Below are 16,052 nucleotides of genomic sequence, written 5' to 3'. Positions count from 1 at the left end.
CGGGACGCGCACCCCGGCGCGCGACCCGCGTACGCCCCCGCCGCGCCGCGGCACGCCGCCGGCGGGGGAAGCCGACACGCCCGGGGCGGCCGCGCACTCCCGGCTGCCGTCAGGCGAAGGGCCGCAGGTCGGGGAAGCGCCGCACGGGCCAATCCAGCGGGCCGGGGCGGCCGGCGCCGGCGTTCAGGTAGCGGGTGAAGAAGGCCGCCAGGCAGGCGCGTTCCGTCGCGATCGCGCGACGCGGCGGGATCGTGCCGATGAGCGCGGTGACGGTGGCGGCGGGCAGGCGCAGGGCGCGGGCGATCTGCGGCACCATCGGCTCGGCGTCGGTGTAGGTGGCGTGCTCGGCGCCGCGCAGGGTGAGTCCGTGGCGGGGCCCGGTGCTGTGCTTCCACAGGGCGTCCCAGGACGGGACGGTGCGGCGCGTGTTGCCGTCCTTGCCGACGAGCAGGAACGGCCGGTCCAATCCGTGTGCGGCGACCGGCGAGAGGTAGCCGTGGTCGCCGTCCTCCTGGACGTATGCCAGGACCCCGTCGAAGTTCGCGGCGGCCAGGATCCGCGGGTCCTCGCTCATCGCCTGCAGCGCGGTGAACCCGCCCGCGGAGTGGCCGAACATGCCGAGCCGCCCGAAGTCCAGGACGTCGCGCAGCGCCGGCGGCAGCACCTGGGGAAGCCGGTCCAGCACGAAGCGGGTGTCGGCCACCCGGACCTCGACCGTCCTGCGCAGCAGCGGCGCCACCCTGGCCGGGTCGGCGTGCTCGGGATCCGGCGCGACCTTCGCGAACTCCTCGGGAAGCACCGTGAGTTCGACGCGGCCGCGGGGGAACTCGACGGCGACCGCGTCGTAGGTGTGGTCGACGGTGACGACCGCGTACCCGCGGGAGGCGAGGTCGTCGCACAGCGTGCTGCCCAGGCTGCGCGGGTCGCCCGCGCCGGGCGAGTACAGCACCACGGGGAACCGCCCGACGGCGGCCGGCGCCCCCTGGTGGGCGGGGGTGCGGGTCGCGGCCCAGTCGACGCGGTCGCCCGGCACCCCCTGAAGGCCGTTCAGGCGGGCGAAGGCGGCGGCCTCGCCGGGCAGCATCTGCGGCGCCCGGGGGTATCCCGCCGCCCGGTGCGCCGGGTAGCGCACCGAGACCATCAGCTCCCGGTACGGGCGCGCCACCCACGGGTCGGGGCGGGACCGGTCGACGAGCCGCAGGGCGACGGTGCCGACCGGGTACGGCCCGCCGGGTGCGGGCAGCGCCACCCGCAGCAGGCCGGGCTCCCGCTCGTCCGCGGACCTGGCCGCCGGGACCTGGCCCTGGCGGGGTGCCGGCCCTGAGCGCGCCCGCCCGGCGGCGGCCGGCGCGGCCACGGCACGGCCGGGAAGGGCGGACAGGGCGACGGCGGCGGCCGACAGCACGGCGGCTCGACGGGTCTGCACGATGGACTCCCCCATGGGATGTGCCCGCCGCGCCGGGCGCGGCGGTGCGGTCGGTACGTGGTCGTGTGCGGCGGTGCGGTCGGTACGTGGTCGTGTGCGGCGGTGCGGCGGTGCGGCGATACGTGGTGGTGCGGGCGGTGCGGGCCGGTGCCGCGTTCGCGGTCCTCACCAGGGTGGCCGCCCGCCGGCCCGCCGCCCACCCGGCAGGCCGGTGGATCCCCCTGGGGGGTAACCGGAACGTTCGGCGAGTCGGGCGGACTTCCCCGTCCGGATGCATTCGGTGCCTGCACTTGGGGGAAGAGGTGCGGCATGACGGAGATCGGTCTGCCCGACGGAGTGCGTGCCTGCCTGTTCGACCTCGACGGGGTGCTCACGCCCACCGCGCTGGTGCACGCCGCAGCGTGGAAGGAGATGTTCGACGCCTTCCTGCGCGACCGGGACGGCGCGGCCTTCCGCCCGTTCGACCCCGTGGACGACTACGACGCCTACGTGGACGGGCGGCCGCGGGCCGACGGGGTGCGCACCTTCCTCGCCTCCCGGGACATCGAGCTGCCCGAGGGCGAGGAGGACGACCCGCCCGAGGCGGTGACGGTGCACGGGCTCGGCAACCGCAAGAACGAGCTGGTGCTGGAGAAGATCCGCACCGAGGGCGTCCAGGCGTACCCGGGCTCGGTGCGGTACGTCGAGGCGGTCCGGGCGGCCGGCCTGCGGACCGCCGTGGTGTCGTCCAGCGCGAACTGCCGCGACGTGCTGGTGTCGGCGGGGATCGAGCACCTGATGGACGTCCGGGTGGACGGTCTGACGATCCGTGAGCTCGGCCTGCGGGGCAAGCCCAAGCCGGACACCTTCCTGCGGGCCGCCGAGGAGCTCGGGGTGACGGCGGAGCGGTCCGCGGTGTTCGAGGACGCGCTGGTCGGCATGGACGCGGGGCGCGAGGGGCGGTTCGGCTACGTGGTCGGCGTGGACCGGGTCGGCCAGGCGGAGGAGCTGCACCGGCACGGCGCGGACGTCGTGGTGACGGATCTGGCCGAGCTGCTGGGGAGGCGCGCGTGATCACCGATCCGGCGTACGAGGTCGCGCCCTGGACGCTTCGCGAGAGCGAGCTGAACCTGGAGCTGCTGCCGCAGAGCGAGTCGGTCTTCGCGCTGTCCAACGGGCACATCGGCTGGCGCGGCAACCTCGACGAGGGCGAGCCGAACGGCCTGCCCGGCTCGTACCTCAACGGCGTGCACGAGCTGCACCCGCTGCCGTACGCCGAGGGCGGCTACGGCTATCCGGAGTCCGGGCAGACGGTCATCAACGTCACCAACGGCAAGCTCATGCGGCTGCTGGTCGACGACGAGCCGTTCGACCTGCGCTACGGCACCATCCGCTCGCACGTGCGGGAGCTGGACCTGCGCTCCGGGGTGCTGCGACGGCGGTGCGAGTGGGTGTCGCCGGCCGGGCGGGCGGTCCGCGTCACCTCCACCCGGATGGTCTCCTTCCACCAGCGCGCGGTGGCCGCCATCTCCTACGAGGTCGAGCCGCTGAACGGCCAGGTGCGGGTGGTCGTGCAGTCCGAACTGGCGGCCAACGAGGAACTTCCGATCTCCCCCGGCGACCCGCGGCGGGCCGCCGCCCTGGAGTCGCCGCTGGACCCGGAGGAGCACTTCGCGCACGGCACCCGGCTGCGGCTCATCCACTCCACCCGGCGCAGCCGGTTGCGGGTGGCGGCCGCCGCCGACCACCTGGTGAGCGGCCCGCCCGCCACCCAGCTGTCCGCGGAGTCCAGCGACGACGTCAGCCGGCTGACCGTGACCTCGGTGCTCGGCGAGGGCGAGCAGCTGCGGGTGGAGAAGTTCGTCGGCTACGGATGGTCGGGGGCCCGCTCGCTGCCGGCGCTGCGCGACCAGGCCGACGCGGCGCTGGTGGGCGCCCGGGACACCGGCTGGGACGGGCTGCTGCGGCAGCAGCGCGCCTATCTGGACGCCTTCTGGGAGCGGGCGGACGTCGAGGTCGACGGCGACACGGAGATCCAGCAGGCGGTGCGGTTCGCCCTGTTCCACGTCCTGCAGACCGGCGCCCGCGCCGAGGAGCGGGCGATCCCCGCCAAGGGGCTGACCGGGTCCGGCTACGACGGGCACACGTTCTGGGACTCCGAGACGTTCGTGCTGCCGCTGCTGACCTTCACCGCGCCGCGGGCCGCCGCGGAGGTGCTGCGCTGGCGGGCCAACATGCTGCCCGCCGCGCAGGAGCGGGCACGCCAACTCGGCCTGGAGGGCGCCACGTTCCCCTGGCGGACGATCAACGGCGAGGAGGCGTCCAGCTACTGGCCGGCCGGGACCGCGGCCTTCCATGTGAACGCCGACATCGCCCATGCGGTGGTCCGCTACGTGGGCGTGACCGGCGACGACGCGTTCGAGGCGGAGACGGGGCTGCCGCTGCTGGTGGAGACCGCGCGGCTGTGGCGCTCGCTGGGGCACCACGACCACGCGGGCGCGTTCCACATCGACGGGGTGACCGGACCCGACGAGTACAGCGCCGTCGCGGACGACAACGCGTACACCAACCTGATGGCGCAGTCGAACCTGGTGGCCGCCGCGGAGGCCGCGGAACGCCATCCGCGGCACGCCGGGCGGCTGGGCGTCACCGACGAGGAGACCGCCGCGTGGCGGGACGCGGCGGCCGCGATGACCGTCCCCTACGACGACGACCTGGGGGTGCACGAGCAGTCGCAGGGCTACACCCGGCACCAGCGCTGGGACTTCGAGAGCACCTCGCCGGACCGCTATCCGCTGATGCTGCACTACCCCTACTTCGACCTGTACCGCAAGCAGGTGGTCAAGCAGGCGGACCTGGTGCTGGCGATGTACCTGCGCGGCGACGCGTTCACCCTGGACCAGAAGGCCCGCAACTTCGCGTACTACGAGCCGCTGACCGTCCGCGACTCCTCGCTGAGCGCCTACTGCCAGGCGGTGATCGCCGCGGAGGTGGGTCTTCTGCCTCTCGCCTACGACTACTTGGGCGAGACCGCGCTGATGGACCTGGAGGACATCGAGAACAACGCCCGCGACGGGCTGCACATCGCGGCCCTCGCCGGGACGTGGACGGCGCTGGTGGCCGGGTTCGGCGGGATGCGGATGTTCGACGCGGGGCGGCTGCGGTTCGCGCCGCGGCTGCCGGACGCGCTGAGCCGGATCGCGTTCCGCCTGATGTTCCGCGGCCGCCGGCTGCACGTCGAGGTCCGCAACACCACGGCGAGGTACACCCTGGTCGAGGGGAAGCCGCTGGACATCCTGCACTACGAGCAGCCGCTGCGGCTGACGACCGACCAGCCCACGGTCCGGGACCTGCCCGAGGTGCCGCACCGCCCGCAGCCCCAGCAGCCGCCCGGCCGCGCCCCGCTGCACCGCCCGCACCACCTCCAGTGACCGGGCCGCGTGCCCGGGCCCCGCGGTGCGCGGCCGCCCGCCCGGCGGGGTCCGGCCCGCCCGCCCGGCGCGCTTCCGGCCGCCGGCTCAGGCCGTGGGGCGGGCCATCACGATCCGGGTGACCTCCACCCGGGACCTGGCGCCGAGCTTGCGGTAGGCGCGGGTGAGCGCCGCCTCGACGGTCTTCACGCTCACCACCAGCCCGGCCGCGATCTCCCGGTTGCTGGCCCCCTCCGCGACGCGGGCCACGACGCTGCGCTCGGTCGAGGTCAGCCGCTCGGACCAGGGGCCGTCCGGCGGCAGCGGGCCGCCACCGGACGGCCCCTCGCCGGAGCCGTCCCGCTCGGCGCGGGCGACCGCCACCCAGGCGCGGGCCCCGGCCCTGGTGAAGATCCGCAGCGCCTCGGCGAACGCGGCACGGGAGGCGGCCTCGTCGCCGCGGGCGCGGTGCACCCGGCCGAGCGCGAGCCGCGTCCTGCCCTCCTCCAGCACGTAGGGAAAGGCCGCCAGCCGCGCGGCGGCGCCCGCCAGCAGCGGGACGGCCCGGTCCCGGTCGCCGCGGGCCTCGGCGACCAGACCGGCCGAGCGGTCCAGCGTGGCGAGCACGCCGCGCCGCCCAAGCCGCGCTCCCTGCGTCCGGGCCTCCGCGATGACCTCGTCGGCCTCGTCGGGGGCGCCGGCCCGGGCGAGCGCCTCGGCAAGGTCGGCGTGCCAGCGCCGCATCGCCGGGTCCCGCAGTCCCTGCGCGGTCTCCATCTCGGCCGTGCGGCGCAGCAGTCGAACGGCCCGCTCCGGATGCCCCATCAGCAGCAGGACCCGGCCCTCGGCGTGCAGCGCCCGGGGCAGGAACAGCCGGTCGTCGTCGTCCTCGCTGTGCCGCCGCGCGGTCTCGGCGGCGGCGAGCGCCTGCGGCAGGCTGCCGCCCGCCGTCTCGGCCAGCGCGAGCGCGTACCAGGCGGGCCCCTGGCTGAGCCCGGCCTGCTGGGCGATCCGCAGGCTCTGCCGGGCGATGGTCAGCGCCTGCCGGCACCGGCCGCGCTGCTCCTCGACCTGTGCCAGGGCCATCAGACACTGGCTCAGGCTCTCGGCGGAGCCGCGCTGGCGCAGGGTGAACACCAGCGACCGCAGCTCCCTCCTCGCCGCGTCCGGGCGGTCGTCGGCCAGCAGGAAGCGGTGCTTGAGGAAGATCGGCCCGTTGTGGTCGGCCATGGCCCGCACGTCGTGCGGGGCGGCGAGCGCGGCGGCCAGGGTGCCGGGGGCCTCGGGCAGCCCGAGGAACAGCTCCAGGGCCGCCTGCTGGGTCAGCGCCAGCAGTTGCGTGTGCCGGTCGCCCGCCGCGCCGGCGAGTTCGGCCGACCGCGCGGCGTGCAGATGCGCGCGGGCCGCCGAACCGCCGACCATCCATTCGCGCCAGCTCATCCGGTAGTGCAGCGGGGCCAGCAGCCGGGGGTCGCCGCCCGCGTCGTGCAGCGCCTCGGGGAACACGTCGTCGATCTCGGACATGGCCTGGCCGCAGGAGTCGACGACCACGGTCCACGCGCGCACCCGTTCCGCCGGCCGGTCGACGCGGCCGAGCACCTGGTAGGCGAGCTGCCGGGCGAAGGTGAAGTCCCCCGCGGCGACCGCGTCCTCGGCCGCGGTGAGCCGCCGTTCGGTGTCGACGTCCGGCTGCCCGGCCGGGGTGTGCTCGGCCGCGAGGCGGCCGAGCCGGGCCGCGGTGCCCGGCGCGCCCCGGCGGCGCGCGGCGGATGCGGCGTCGGCGAGCCGGGCGGCCACCTCCGAGTCGGGGCCCGCGGTGAGCCGGGCCAGGTGGTGGGCCCGCTCCACCGCGTCGTCGGCGGCGTCGGCCAGCGCGCGGTGCACGGCGGCCCGCTGCTCGTACCCCGCCTCGGCCTGCAGCACGACGGGCACCAGCGGGTCGGCGAACCGCAGCACCCCGCGCAGCGGTTGCTCCAGCAGCCCGTGGCGCACGCACAGGTCGACGTCGGCGGAGGCCTCACGGCACCCGGCCCGCAGCAGCAGCCCGACCGTGGGGCTCGCGGCGGCGCTCGCGGTCAGCAGGGTGCGGCGGGTGCCGGGCGGCAGCGCCTCGATCCGGTCGAGCAGCGGCCGCCGCAGGCGGTCCGGGACCGGCAGCGGGTCGCCGGCGTCCGGCAGCGCTCCGCCGGCGGTGCGCACCCGCTCGGCGAGGGCGGCGCTGAGGTCGAGCAGCCGCCGCGGGTTGCCGCCCGCCGCGTGGTGCAGCCGGGCGACGACGGCCGGCGGCCAGGGCGGGCCGGCGTGCTCGGGGTCGGCGTCGTCCAGCAGCGTGCCGGCCTCGTGGGCCGTCAGCGGCGGCACGGTCAGGGCCGCCGGCGGCCCGGCGCTCCACCGCTCGACGTCCGCCAGGCCGAGCTCGCCGCCCGTGCCCGGGCGGCCGGGACCGCCCGCGCGGGCGGGCACCGCGCTGTGCGTGCGCAGGGCGGCGAGGAGGACCGGGCTCTGGCCCGCCGGGCGCCGGGCGAGGAAGGCGAGGACCTCCGCGGTCGGCGTGTCGAGCCACTGGGCGTCGTCGACGACGAGCAGCAGCGGGCCGGTGCGCTCCAGTTCGGCGACGACCGAACGCACGGCGGCGCGCAGCACGAGCGCGTCGCGTCCGCCCAGCGGGTCGGCGCCCTCGGGCAGGGCGCCGCGCAGCAGCGCGCCGTCGAGCAACGCCCGTGCGTGGCCGGCGAGTCCGGCGAAGCAGGCGTCGTCCACCCCGGCGAGCAGGTCGACCAGGCCGAGGTACGGGCTGTCGCGCTCCTGCGGGGTGGGCGAGCAGCGCAGCACCCGGTGGCCGGCGTCGGCGTACTCGCGGGCGAGCCGGGCCAGCAGGGTGCTGCGGCCGATGCCGGCCGGCCCGGTGACCAGCAGGCCGCCGCCGGCCAGCCGGGCGCGCGCGGCGGCGTGCAGCGCCTCCCGTCCGGCGGCGCGGCGGCGCGGGGCGCGCGCGACCGCCTGGTTCCCCGCCGCTGGAGCGGTCGGCTCGGTCATCGCAAGCCCCTCCGGACGCAAGCCTCGATCCCTGGGTGGCGGGCGTGTGCACGCCCTGCTGCGGCGCTGAATGTAGGACCCTCCAGGACCCTGGTCAACACCCTGGTATGGACCACTGCCGGCGGGTGGAGGGGCCCGGTCGGCGCGGGCCGGCCGGGCGGGCGGGTGCGGGCGGGCATGCCGCCGAGCCGGTGGTGGGGAGGCCACCGGCTCGGCAGGTCGGGGCACCGGGCGCGGGGAGGCTCCGCGCCCGGTGGATCAGCAGGTCAGCAGGCCCCCTGGTCCTGCCAGACGGCCCATGACGCGGGGGCGTCGGGCTGCGCACCGGTGGAGTACCAGGTGGACAGCCAAAGGTGCCCGTTGTACGAGACCTTGTCACCCGGGGCGTAGCCGGTGGTGGCGCTCCAGGCGGCCGCGCCGCCGCAGCCGCCGGGCGGGGTGCCGCCGCCGGTGACCGTCCAGGTGAACGTGGCGGTTCCGCTGGCGTTGTCGGAGTTCCTGGCGGTGACCGTCACCGACGAGGTGGCCGCGGTGGTCGGGATGCCGGAGACGAGGCCGCTCGCGGAGTCGATGGACAGCCCCGCGGGCAGCCCCGTCGCGCTGTACGACAGCGTCTTGCCGGCCGGGTCCGTGGCGTGGATCTGCAGGCTGACCGCGGTCCCGACGGTGCTGTTCTGGTTGCCGGGGCTGGTCACCGACGGGCTGCCGGGCTGGCTGCTGCAGGTGCCCGGGACCGGGTCGGAGCCGGTCACGGAGACGGCGGCCCAGGCGGCGTCGATGGTGTTGTACTCGGTGCAGTGCGCGCCGTACAGGTCCGCGGCGGCCCGCAGCGAGTCGGTCCTGGCCTGGGCGTAGGTCTCCGCGGAGTTGGCGTACGAGGCGAGGGCCTTGTACCAGATCTTGCCGGCCTTGTCGTTGCCCAGACCGGTGACCGAACTGCCGTTGCAGGTCGGGCTGTTGCCGTACCCGTGGTTGCCGCTGCCGACCGCGGTGAGGAAGAACCAGTGGGTGAGCGGGCCCATCGAGTAGTGCGGGTCGAGGCTGCCGATGCCGCTGCGGTAGCAGTCCGGGGAACTGCCGTCGAGGGAGGGCTGGTACATCCAGCGCAGCGGCTGCCCGTTGCCGTTGATGTTGATCAGCTCGCCCATGGTGTAGTCGGGCGTGTCCACCGGGTTGTTGGCGTAGAACTCCACGAGGGTGCCGAAGATGTCGCTGGTGCCCTCGTTGAGGCCGCCGGTCTCGCCGGTCTCGTCCCAGCCGGTCAGGGCGCCGCTGACGCCGTGGCTCATCTCGTGCCCGGCGACGTCGAGTTCGACCAGCGGGCGGGCGTTGCCCTGCCCGTCGCCGTACGTCATCTGGCTGCCGTCCCAGAAGGCGTTGACGTAGGCGTTGCCGTAGTGGGTGCGCGACGGCACTCCCCTGCCGTCGCCGAAGATGCCGTTGCGGCCCTGGACGTTCTTGTAGTAGTCGAAGGTCTCCGCGGCGCCGTAGTGCGCGTCGACGCCGGCCGACGCCGGGTCGCTGTTGGTGCCGTTGCCGAACGAGCCGGTGGAGCTGGTGAAGACGCTGCCGGTGCCGGACGTCGCGTGGTTGAGGTTGCTGGTGTAGCCGTTGCCGTGCGAGGGGTCCTGCATGGTGTAGCCGCTGCCGGACTGGGTCAGGTCGAGGGCGACCTGGCCGCTGTAGATCGAGCGGCCGGTCCCGGCGACCATCGGGCCGACGGCGGGGCCCGCGGCGGGTGCGGTCGCGGCGCGCACCTGGCGGGCCTCGCCGGGCGCGGCGAACGTGTCGATCTCGTCGCTGCTGCCCAGTACCCGGCCGGTGCCGGCGTCGACCAGGACGTGCAGCCGGCTGGGCGTCTGGTCGGGCCGTATCCCGCTGACCACGGTCTCCCACACCAGGGTCGCGGTGCTGCCGCTCATCCGTACGGCGAGGTGCGGCGTGCCCACCGTGTCGATCCGCCCGCTGAAGGCGGCCTTCGACAGTCCTGCGGCCCGGGCGGCGGGCAGCTTCGGGGTGGTGGACACCGCCCCGTCCGTCCGCGCGCCGGTCGCCAGCGAGCGGTACGCGCCGTCCTTCGCCAAGTGCACGATGACGTCGCCGCCGTAGGCCGGCAGCCCCTTGTAGCTGCGGTCGAAGCGGACGTCCGCGGAGCCGTCGCGGTTGACCACCAGGGACCGCACCGTGAACGCGTCGCCGGCGGTGCTGTGCGCGCCCGACGCGTGGTCGGCCAGCGCCTTCCTCGCGTCGTCGGTGACGCGGGTACGCACGTCCGGCGCCGGGTTCGTGGTGAACGGCGAGGCGGAGAAGGCGGCGGGGCCGGCGGTCGCGGGGCGGGCGGCCGGTGCCCCGGCCCGGGCCGGCGCGGCGCTCGCCGCCGCGGGCAGCACCAAGGCGGCGGCGGCAACGCAGGCCAGCGTGAGCGTCGACAGGGTCGACACCCTCGCGAACTTCCCGGTGTGCAGGGGCTTTCCTGTGTGCAGGGGCTTTCCTGTGTGCAGGGGACTGCTGCGCATGGACGGGTTCCTTTCACCTCATGCGTGGGGACACCGCTGCCGGGCGGTGCGGGAGGCTGCGGACACGTGCGGACGGATACGGGTCGCGTGCGGGTCGTACGCGTCGTGTACGTCGTGTACGTCGCGTACTTCGCGTGCGCCGCGTACTCGGGATGCGGACGTGCGGCGCCGCCGGTGGGGTGGTGGCGGCGCCGACGCATGAGTGTGTGCGGCCCGCCCGACCCCGGGGCAGGCACTGCGCCCAGCGTTAGGGGTATCCCTAGCCCGATCCCCTCCGGGGTACTTGGCTGCCTGGCCGCGGGCGCGGACGCCATCGCACCTGGCATCGTCGCCCCTGCCGGCGCTCCCACGCGGGGCTCGGCTCTCGTCGCAAGCCGAGGAGGTGGCCGCCTATCAGGGGGAGCGTGTCAGCCGCCGCGGCAATTGATCCCCAGCTCCTCAGATCCCCGACTCGCCGATGCGGGTGGCGATGCCGGGCGCGTCGGCGGGGGTGGTGGTGTCGACGGTGAGGAGGGGGCCGCCGAGGCGGAGGGGGCCGGGGTAGGTGGCACGGATCGAGTCGACGCGCTGAGCCACTTGTTCGGGGGTGAGCCGGGGGTCGAGGTGGCCGGGGTGGCGGACGCGGGCTTGGAAGCGCTCGGCCGCCAACGCTGCGTCGCAGTCGCAGAACACCTCGATCAGGCGGCCACCGAGGCTGCGCAGCCGGGCCGGTGCGGTGTCGTGGTGCCACCAGTTGACCAGCACGGCGCGCCCGGCGTCGGCGGCCAGGGTGAAGAGCACGTCGTCCGCCGCGCGGCTCAGCCGGGAACGCCACTCCGGGTCCCCGACCCCCAGCGCGTCGTAGAGGGACTCGAGAATCCGGTCCTTGTCCAGCACCGGCAGCCGCAGCCGCCCGGCCAGTTCGCGTGCCAGCGTGCTCTTCCCACTCCCGGGCAGCCCCGAGACGACCACGAAGCCCCTGCCGTCCACGCCCCGATGATCCCGTGCGGGGCCGCGCAGGAGAAGCCGCGCGCGAACGTAAGCCCAGGCTCCGTCCGGCGGGCCGGAATCGGGCTGCGTGGGGATCTGCACCCCGCATAGGGTGCTCCGCATGGACTGGCACGCGTGGCACGGCGCCTACGACTCCCCCGACTCGCCGCTGGCCGAGCGCCTGCACACCGTCCAGCACCGGATCTCGCTGGCCCTGGACGACGCTCCGCCGGGCCCGCTGCGGGTGGTCAGCGTGTGCGCGGGGCAGGGACGCGACCTGATCGGCGCGCTGGACGGCCATCCGCGGCGCGCGGACGTCACCGCCCGGCTGGTCGAACTCGACCCGCGCAACACCGCGGAAGCGCATAGCGCGGCCGCCGCGCTCGGCCTGCCGGGGGTGACCGCGGTCACCGGCGACGCTGCGCTCACCGACGCGTACGCCGGGATGGCCCCGGCCCATCTGGTGCTGCTGTGCGGGGTGTTCGGCAACATCACCCTGGCCGACATCGAACGCGTCACCGGCTATTGCACCCGGCTGTGCGCCGAGAACGGCACCGTGATCTGGACCCGCAACCGCCAACGGCCGGACGTCTTCCCGCAGGTGTGCGGCTGGCTGGAGGAGCGCGGATTCGACCGGGTGTGGGTGAACGACCCCGAGCGAGGCCAGGGCGTGGGCGTCCACCGCTTCACCGGCTCGCCCGGCGAACTGCCGCCCGGCGAGCGGATGTTCAGCTTCGTCGGCTACGACGTGCTCCGGGGTGCTGACCCTGCCCGCTGAGGCCGGGCCGGACACGGCCGGCCGCGCGTTCCCCGTCCGCGCGCACCTGGGCGGTGTGGTCCACGACGCCTTCGGCGGCCGGCGCTCCCTCGGCGAGGCGGTGCGGCTGCGCGGCGGCAGCAAGAAGGGCGTGTACCGCCTGACCCTGGACGACGGGTCGGCCGTGCCCGCCTACGTCTGGGACGAGTCGGAGAACTACTGGCCGCAAGCCGCGGACCGCGGCGGCCCCGACGACCACGCGGACCCCTTCTCCGCGGCCTCCGGCCTGGATCTGTTCCTGACCGCGCACCGCCGGCTGGACCAACTGGGCCTGCGCACACCGCGGGTGTACTGGTCGGACGCCGAACGGACCCGCCACCCGGCGGACTTCGCACTGGTCGAGGAGATCCCCGGTCCGTCGCTCGAGCAGCTGCTGCAGACCGGCCCGCGGGCCGCCGCGCCCGTCATGCGGCACCTCGCGGACGACCTGGCGGCCCTGCACACATAGCAGCCCGCGCACCAACCCGCCACCGCAGCACGGGCATTGACAGCGACGGGACGATCGGCCAAGCATGGGAGCGCTCCCACACCATGGGCGCCCCGTACCGCACGCATACCCCCCCACCACCCGCCTCCCGAAGGTGAGATCCGCCGTGCGCCTCCCCCGATCACTGTCCGCGGCACCATGGCGCCTGCGCGCCGCCGCGGCCCTGTCCACCGCGGTCCTCGGCGCGGCCCTGCTGACCGGTGGCGGCCCGGCCGCCGCCGACAGCGCCGACCCGGCCGCCGTGGACGTGACCGTCAACGCCGCCGAGGGCCAGGGCACCATCCCGGACACCGCGTACGGGCTCAACAGCGCGGTCTGGGACTCGCAGATGAACGTCCCCGAGGTACAGGACCTGCTGCAGGACGCCAACGTGGGGATGCTGCGCTACCCCGGCGGCTCGTACGGCGACATCTACCACTGGCAGGACAACACCGCGCCCGGCGGCTACGTCGCCCCCGGCACGGACTTCGACGCGTTCATGGGCACCGCCCAGAAGATCGGCGCGCAGCCGATCCTGATCGCCAACTACGGTTCCGGCACGCCCGAGGAGGCGGCCGGCTGGGTGCGGTACGCCAACGTCACCAAGCACTACGGCGCGAAGTACTGGGAGATCGGCAACGAGCTGTACGGCAACGGGCACTACGGCTCGGGCTGGGAGCACGACGACCACGCGGACACCTCCCCGACCGCCTACGCCACCAACGTCGCCGACTTCGCCTCCGCGATGAAGGCGGTCGACCCGACGGTGAAGATCGGCGCCGTGCTGACGCTGCCGGGCAACTGGCCGGACGGCGTGATGGCGAGCGGGGAGAGCGCCGACTGGAACCACACCGTGATCCCGCTGATCGCCGGCAAGGCCGACTTCGTGATCGTGCACTGGTACCCCGGCGGTTCCGACGCCGCCCAGATGCTCGGCGTGCCCTCCCAACTCACGGGTGAGCTGGCTCAGTTGCGGGACCAGCTGGACGCGGGCGGCGCGGCGGACCTGCCGATCGCGCTCACCGAGGTGAACTCCAACGTCGACGAGGACACCCAGCCGGACGCGCTGTTCGGCGCCGACACCTACTTCACCGCCCTGCAGAGCGGGGTGTTCACCGTGGACTGGTGGGACACGCACAACGGCCCGGGCGCGATCAGCACCGCGCCCGACGGCGCCACCGACTACAACGACTACGGCATCCTCTCCAGCGGGACCTGCGTCGGGAGCGTCTGCGAGCCTCCGCTGAACACGCCGTTCCCCACGTACTTCGCGATCTCGATGCTCAGCCGCCTCGGGCGCCCCGGCGACCAGTTGGTGGGCGCGGGCACATCCAGCCCGCTGGTGTCGGCGCACGCGGTGCACCGCGCCGACGGCGACCTGAGCGTCATGCTGATCAACAAGGACCCGGACCACGCCCAGCAGGTCGCCCTGCACTACGCGGGGTTCACCCCCGACCCGTCCTCGGCCCGGGTCGACACCTTCCGCGACCGGGCCTCCTCGATCGACTCCGCCACCTCGGACGACGTCGCCTCGCAGTCCCTGCCGCCGTACTCGATCACCACGGTCACCCTGCACCCGCAGGCGGGGACCTCGTCCGCGCTGTCGGCGCCCGGCGCCCCGCACGTCACCGCCGCGGGCGACACCGACGCGACGGTGTCGTGGACCCCGTCGTCCGGCGGCACGGCGACCCGCTACGAGGTGTACCGGCAGAACGGCACGACCAGCGAGCTGCTGGCCGACTCCACCGGCACCTCGGCCACCGTGCACAACCTCACCCCGGGCACGACGTTCACCTGGAACGTGCTCGCCCGTGACGCGGACGGGCGGCTGTCGCGGCCGTCGGAGCCGGTGACCGTGCGCACCGGCACGCCGCAGCACTCCACCTGCCGGGTGTCGTTCAAGGTCACCGCGGGCTGGGGCAACGGCTACAACGCCGACGTGGCGATCACCGACACCGGGCCGAACCCGATCACCGGCTGGACGCTGGCGTTCACCTTCCCCTCGGCCGGCGAGACGGTGAGCGGCTACTGGAACTCCACCGTCACGCAGCAGGGCCGGACCGTGGTGGCGACCCCGGTGGACTGGAACAGCACGCTCGCCGCGAACGGCGGCAACTCGGTGAGCTTCGGCTTCACCGGCGCCAACACCGGGGCGTATCCGCCGCCGACGGTGTTCACCCTGAACGGCACGGTCTGCACCACGACCTGACACTGCACGACCGTGCACGCCAGGCGGGCCCGGCCGGAACATCTCCGGCCGGGCCCGCCGCCCTTCGCCGGGCCGCGGCTCAGCCCCGCGCCTGCGGGGTCTGCCGCGTCTGCGTCCAGTGCAGCAGCTGGTCCGCGGTCCAGGTGGTGAGGATCCGCTCGGCCGGGATGCCGGCCTCCTCGGCGCGGGCGCAGCTGAGGATCTGCCAGTCGAGCTGCCCGGGGGCGTGCGCGTCGCTGTCGATGCTGAAGAGGGTGCCGGCCTCCAGGGCGAGGGCGAGCAGCCGCCGCGGCGGGTCGAGCCGGTGCGGGCTGCTGTTGAGCTCGACCGCGGTCCCCCCGGCCGCGCAGGCGGCGAACACCTCGACGGCGTCGAACGTGGACTCAGGGCGCTCCTTGCCCTGCCGTCCGCGCGGGGTGATCAGCCGCCCGGTGCAGTGCCCGAGCACGTCGACCAGCGGGTTGGCGGCGGCCGCGACCAGCCGCCGGGTGAAGGCGCGCGCGGGCATGCGCAGCTCGGAGTGCGCGGAGGCGACGACGACGTCCAGGCGCGCCAGCAGGTCGTCGCGCTGGTCCAGGGAGCCGTCGGCCAGGATGTCGCACTCGATACCGGTGAGCAGGCGGAACGGCGCCAGCTCGGCGTTGACCTCCTCGACCGCGTCGAGCTGCCGCAGCAGCCGCTCCGCGGACAGTCCGCGGGCGACCTTCAGCCGCGGGCTGTGGTCGGTGAGCACCGCCCAGTCGTGGCCGAGGTCGCGGGCGGCGCGGGCCATCGTCGCGATGGGGCTGCCGCCGTCCGACCAGTCGGAGTGCACATGGCAGTCGCCGCGCAGCGCGGCCCGCAGCCGCCCGCCGCCCTCGGCCAGCGGCGTGCGGGCCTGCTCCTCCAGCCCGGCCAGGTACTGCGGCACCCGCCCCGCACCGGCCTCCGCGATGACCTGGCCCGTGGTCTCGCCGATCCCCTTGAGATCGGTGAACCTGCCGGTGCGGGCGCGGCGCTCGCGCTCGTCCTCGGGCAGCGCGGCCAGCACGTCGGCGGCGTTGCGGAACGCCCGGACGCGGTAGGTGGGGGCCTCGGCGCGCTCCAGCAGGAACGCGATCCGCTCCAGTGCCTCGATCGGCTCCATGCTGAGCGCTCTTCCCGCAACCGCGCCCGGCTAACGGCCCGGCCGCCCCGCGTCACCCGTCGGGCGGCCCGCCCGCGGGGCGTCCCCTCGCCGGACGG

At 75.2% G+C, this 16,052-nt stretch carries 10 protein-coding genes; 5 read left to right on the top strand and 5 right to left on the bottom strand.

Annotated features, from left to right (window positions below; translation table 11 throughout):
* Positions 1-109: 109 nt before the first annotated feature.
* Entirely contained in the window at positions 110-1,426 is a 1,317-nt protein-coding gene (locus ACH4TG_RS24800) for an alpha/beta hydrolase family protein (protein WP_398244671.1), read from the bottom strand.
* Positions 1,427-1,735: 309 nt separating this feature from the next.
* On the opposite strand from ACH4TG_RS24800, the gene ACH4TG_RS24795 reads away from it, so the two are divergent.
* On the top strand, positions 1,736-2,479 hold the full coding sequence (locus ACH4TG_RS24795) for a beta-phosphoglucomutase family hydrolase (RefSeq protein WP_398244670.1): 744 nt from the start codon (positions 1,736-1,738) through the stop codon (positions 2,477-2,479).
* On the top strand, positions 2,476-4,836 hold the full coding sequence (locus tag ACH4TG_RS24790) for a glycoside hydrolase family 65 protein (RefSeq protein WP_398244669.1): 2,361 nt from the start codon (positions 2,476-2,478) through the stop codon (positions 4,834-4,836). The genes ACH4TG_RS24795 and ACH4TG_RS24790 overlap by 4 nt, the downstream gene beginning before the upstream one ends.
* An 87-nt stretch (positions 4,837-4,923) precedes the next feature.
* On the opposite strand, the gene ACH4TG_RS24785 is transcribed toward ACH4TG_RS24790, so the two are convergent.
* The 3 genes from ACH4TG_RS24785 to ACH4TG_RS24775 form a co-directional block, all read right to left on the bottom strand.
* Entirely contained in the window at positions 4,924-7,851 is a 2,928-nt protein-coding gene (locus tag ACH4TG_RS24785) for an AAA family ATPase (protein WP_398244668.1), read from the bottom strand.
* 266 nt (positions 7,852-8,117) lie between these two features.
* Positions 8,118-10,367 carry a M4 family metallopeptidase gene (locus tag ACH4TG_RS24780; RefSeq protein ID WP_398244667.1) on the bottom strand — a complete coding sequence of 750 codons (2,250 nt, stop codon included), beginning with the start codon at positions 10,365-10,367 and terminating at the stop codon, positions 8,118-8,120.
* A 438-nt stretch (positions 10,368-10,805) separates the two neighbouring features.
* A complete protein-coding gene (locus ACH4TG_RS24775; RefSeq protein ID WP_398244666.1) occupies positions 10,806-11,336 on the bottom strand; it encodes an AAA family ATPase in 531 nt (176 codons plus the stop codon).
* Between the two features lie 121 nt (positions 11,337-11,457).
* Between ACH4TG_RS24775 and ACH4TG_RS24770 the strand changes: the two genes are divergently transcribed.
* The 3 genes from ACH4TG_RS24770 (at position 11,458) to ACH4TG_RS24760 (ending at position 14,828) form a co-directional block, all read left to right on the top strand.
* Complete coding sequence (locus ACH4TG_RS24770) at positions 11,458-12,114, top strand: SAM-dependent methyltransferase (RefSeq protein ID WP_398244665.1); 657 nt, start codon at positions 11,458-11,460, stop codon at positions 12,112-12,114.
* On the top strand, positions 12,095-12,601 hold the full coding sequence (locus ACH4TG_RS24765) for a hypothetical protein (protein WP_398244664.1): 507 nt from the start codon (positions 12,095-12,097) through the stop codon (positions 12,599-12,601). Before ACH4TG_RS24770 ends, ACH4TG_RS24765 begins: the two co-directional genes overlap by 20 nt.
* Before the next feature lie 145 nt (positions 12,602-12,746).
* Complete coding sequence (locus ACH4TG_RS24760; protein WP_398244663.1) at positions 12,747-14,828, top strand: cellulose binding domain-containing protein; 2,082 nt, start codon at positions 12,747-12,749, stop codon at positions 14,826-14,828.
* Between the two features lie 79 nt (positions 14,829-14,907).
* On the opposite strand, the gene ACH4TG_RS24755 is transcribed toward ACH4TG_RS24760, so the two are convergent.
* Positions 14,908-15,954 carry a PHP domain-containing protein gene (locus tag ACH4TG_RS24755; RefSeq protein ID WP_398244662.1) on the bottom strand — a complete coding sequence of 349 codons (1,047 nt, stop codon included), beginning with the start codon at positions 15,952-15,954 and terminating at the stop codon, positions 14,908-14,910.
* Positions 15,955-16,052 lie beyond the last annotated feature (98 nt).

It is taken from the genome of Streptomyces sp. NPDC020917 (assembly GCF_044333795.1).
GTDB lineage: Bacteria > Actinomycetota > Actinomycetes > Streptomycetales > Streptomycetaceae > Actinacidiphila.
The sequence above is the reverse complement of the archived record's forward strand: the minus strand, read 5'-3'. Positions and strand labels throughout refer to the sequence as shown.

What these genes read in the sequence shown, in the direction of transcription:
- ACH4TG_RS24795 (WP_398244670.1), top strand. Translation starts at nt 1,736, where the DNA reads ATGACGGAGATCGGTCTGCCCGACGGAGTGCGTGCCTGCCTGTTCGAC.
- ACH4TG_RS24785 (WP_398244668.1), bottom strand. Translation starts at nt 7,851, where the DNA reads ATGACCGAGCCGACCGCTCCAGCGGCGGGGAACCAGGCGGTCGCGCGC.
- ACH4TG_RS24780 (WP_398244667.1), bottom strand. Translation starts at nt 10,367, where the DNA reads ATGCGCAGCAGTCCCCTGCACACAGGAAAGCCCCTGCACACAGGAAAG.
- ACH4TG_RS24770 (WP_398244665.1), top strand. Translation starts at nt 11,458, where the DNA reads ATGGACTGGCACGCGTGGCACGGCGCCTACGACTCCCCCGACTCGCCG.
- ACH4TG_RS24755 (WP_398244662.1), bottom strand. Translation starts at nt 15,954, where the DNA reads ATGGAGCCGATCGAGGCACTGGAGCGGATCGCGTTCCTGCTGGAGCGC.